The following is a 3,337-nucleotide window of genomic DNA, read 5'->3' as shown; positions in this document are numbered from 1 at the left end:
GTATGTGATAGAAAGATAGACTGAACGTTACTTTCACTGGTAACGGATCAGGCTAAGGTAAAATTTGTGAGTTGCTCTATGAGCAAGTGCGAATTTTCGGCGAATGTCGTCTTCACAGTATAACCAGATTGCTTGGGGTTATATGGTCAAGTGAAGAAGCGCATACGGTGGATGCCTTGGCAGTCAGAGGCGATGAAAGACGTGGTAGCCTGCGAAAAGCTTCGGGGAGTCGGCAAACAGACTTTGATCCGGAGATGTCTGAATGGGGGAACCCAGCCATCATAAGATGGTTATCTTGTACTGAATACATAGGTGCAAGAGGCGAACCAGGGGAACTGAAACATCTAAGTACCCTGAGGAAAAGAAATCAACCGAGATTCCCTTAGTAGTGGCGAGCGAACGGGGACYAGCCCTTAAGTGGCTTTGAGATTAGCGGAACGCTCTGGAAAGTGCGGCCATAGTGGGTGATAGCCCTGTACGCGAAAATCTCYTGGTCATGAAATCGAGTAGGACGGAGCACGAGAAACTTTGTCTGAATATGGGGGGACCATCCTCCAAGGCTAAATACTACTGACTGACCGATAGTGAACTAGTACCGTGAGGGAAAGGCGAAAAGAACCCCGGAGAGGGGAGTGAAATAGATCCTGAAACCGTATGCGTACAAGCAGTGGGAGCCCACTTTGTTGGGTGACTGCGTACCTTTTGTATAATGGGTCAGCGACTTATTTTCAGTGGCGAGCTTAACCGAATAGGGGAGGCGTAGCGAAAGCGAGTCTTAATAGGGCGTCTAGTCGCTGGGAATAGACCCGAAACCGGGCGATCTATCCATGGGCAGGTTGAAGGTTAGGTAACACTGACTGGAGGACCGAACCGACTACCGTTGAAAAGTTAGCGGATGACCTGTGGATCGGAGTGAAAGGCTAATCAAGCTCGGAGATAGCTGGTTCTCCTCGAAAGCTATTTAGGTAGCGCCTCATGTATCACTGTAGGGGGTAGAGCACTGTTTCGGCTAGGGGGTCATCCCGACTTACCAAACCGATGCAAACTCCGAATACCTACAAGTGCCGAGCATGGGAGACACACGGCGGGTGCTAACGTCCGTCGTGAAAAGGGAAACAACCCAGACCGTCAGCTAAGGTCCCAAAGTTATGGTTAAGTGGGAAACGATGTGGGAAGGCTTAGACAGCTAGGAGGTTGGCTTAGAAGCAGCCACCCTTTAAAGAAAGCGTAATAGCTCACTAGTCGAGTCGGCCTGCGCGGAAGATGTAACGGGGCTCAAACCATACACCGAAGCTACGGGTATCACTTMGGTGATGCGGTAGAGGAGCGTTCTGTAAGCCTGTGAAGGTGAGTTGAGAAGCTTGCTGGAGGTATCAGAAGTGCGAATGCTGACATGAGTAACGACAATGGGTGTGAAAAACACCCACGCCGAAAGACCAAGGTTTCCTGCGCAACGTTAATCGACGCAGGGTTAGTCGGTCCCTAAGGCGAGGCTGAAAAGCGTAGTCGATGGAAAACAGGTTAATATTCCTGTACTTCTGGTTATTGCGATGGAGGGACGGAGAAGGCTAGGCCAGCTTGGCGTTGGTTGTCCAAGTTTAAGGTGGTAGGCTGRRATCTTAGGTAAATCCGGGATYYYAAGGCCGAGAGCTGATGACGAGTTACCCTTTGGGTGACGAAGTGGTTGATGCCATGCTTCCAAGAAAAGCTTCTAAGCTTCAGGTAACCAGGAACCGTACCCCAAACCGACACAGGTGGTTGGGTAGAGAATACCAAGGCGCTTGAGAGAACTCGGGTGAAGGAACTAGGCAAAATGGCACCGTAACTTCGGGAGAAGGTGCGCCGGTGAGGGTGAAGGACTTGCTCCGTAAGCCCACGCCGGTCGAAGATACCAGGCCGCTGCGACTGTTTATTAAAAACACAGCACTCTGCAAACACGAAAGTGGACGTATAGGGTGTGACGCCTGCCCGGTGCCGGAAGGTTAATTGATGGGGTTAGCTAACGCGAAGCTCTTGATCGAAGCCCCGGTAAACGGCGGCCGTAACTATAACGGTCCTAAGGTAGCGAAATTCCTTGTCGGGTAAGTTCCGACCTGCACGAATGGCGTAACGATGGCGGCGCTGTCTCCACCCGAGACTCAGTGAAATTGAAATCGCTGTGAAGATGCAGTGTATCCGCGGCTAGACGGAAAGACCCCGTGAACCTTTACTATAGCTTTGCACTGGACTTTGAATTTGCTTGTGTAGGATAGGTGGGAGGCTTTGAAGCGTGGACGCCAGTTCGCGTGGAGCCAACCTTGAAATACCACCCTGGCAACTTTGAGGTTCTAACTCAGGTCCGTTATCCGGATCGAGGACAGTGTATGGTGGGTAGTTTGACTGGGGCGGTCTCCTCCTAAAGAGTAACGGAGGAGTACGAAGGTGCGCTCAGACCGGTCGGAAATCGGTCGTAGAGTATAAAGGCAAAAGCGCGCTTGACTGCGAGACAGACACGTCGAGCAGGTACGAAAGTAGGTCTTAGTGATCCGGTGGTTCTGTATGGAAGGGCCATCGCTCAACGGATAAAAGGTACTCCGGGGATAACAGGCTGATACCGCCCAAGAGTTCATATCGACGGCGGTGTTTGGCACCTCGATGTCGGCTCATCACATCCTGGGGCTGAAGCCGGTCCCAAGGGTATGGCTGTTCGCCATTTAAAGTGGTACGCGAGCTGGGTTTAGAACGTCGTGAGACAGTTCGGTCCCTATCTGCCGTGGACGTTTGAGATTTGAGAGGGGCTGCTCCTAGTACGAGAGGACCGGAGTGGACGAACCTCTGGTGTTCCGGTTGTCACGCCAGTGGCATTGCCGGGTAGCTATGTTCGGAAAAGATAACCGCTGAAAGCATCTAAGCGGGAAACTWGCCTCAAGATGAGATCTCACTGGGACCTTGAGTCCCCTGAAGGGCCGTCGAAGACTACGACGTTGATAGGTTGGGTGTGTAAGCGCTGTGAGGCGTTGAGCTAACCAATACTAATTGCCCGTGAGGCTTGACCATATAACACCCAAGCAATTTGCTTAAGAAGCGAGTTGCGGTGTGTGAAGACGCAATGAACCGAAAGTTCGACKCTCRCAAAACACCGAAAGCTATCACCTACCCAATTTGCTGAAGCGCGGCCAGCTGGCCACGACTCGGTACCCGAATTTCTTGACGACCATAGAGCATTGGAACCACCTGATCCCATCCCGAACTCAGCAGTGAAACGATGCATCGCCGATGGTAGTGTGGGGTTTCCCCATGTGAGAGTAGGTCATCGTCAAGATTAAATTCCGAAACCCCGATTAAATTCCGAAACCCC

2 rRNA genes are annotated in these 3,337 nt (G+C 51.6%); both read left to right on the top strand.

The features are described from left to right. Nucleotides 1-144: 144 nt before the first annotated feature. Nucleotides 145-3,036: ribosomal RNA gene (locus AC1DXW_RS30805) — 23S ribosomal RNA — on the top strand. 149 nt (nucleotides 3,037-3,185) lie between these two features. Next, nucleotides 3,186-3,301 (top strand): 5S ribosomal RNA (gene rrf, locus AC1DXW_RS30800). Nucleotides 3,302-3,337: the final 36 nt, after the last annotated feature.

The sequence above is a fragment of the Pseudomonas sp. P4_C4 genome (assembly GCF_056402055.1).
The sequence above is the reverse complement of the archived record's forward strand: the minus strand, read 5'-3'. Positions and strand labels throughout refer to the sequence as shown.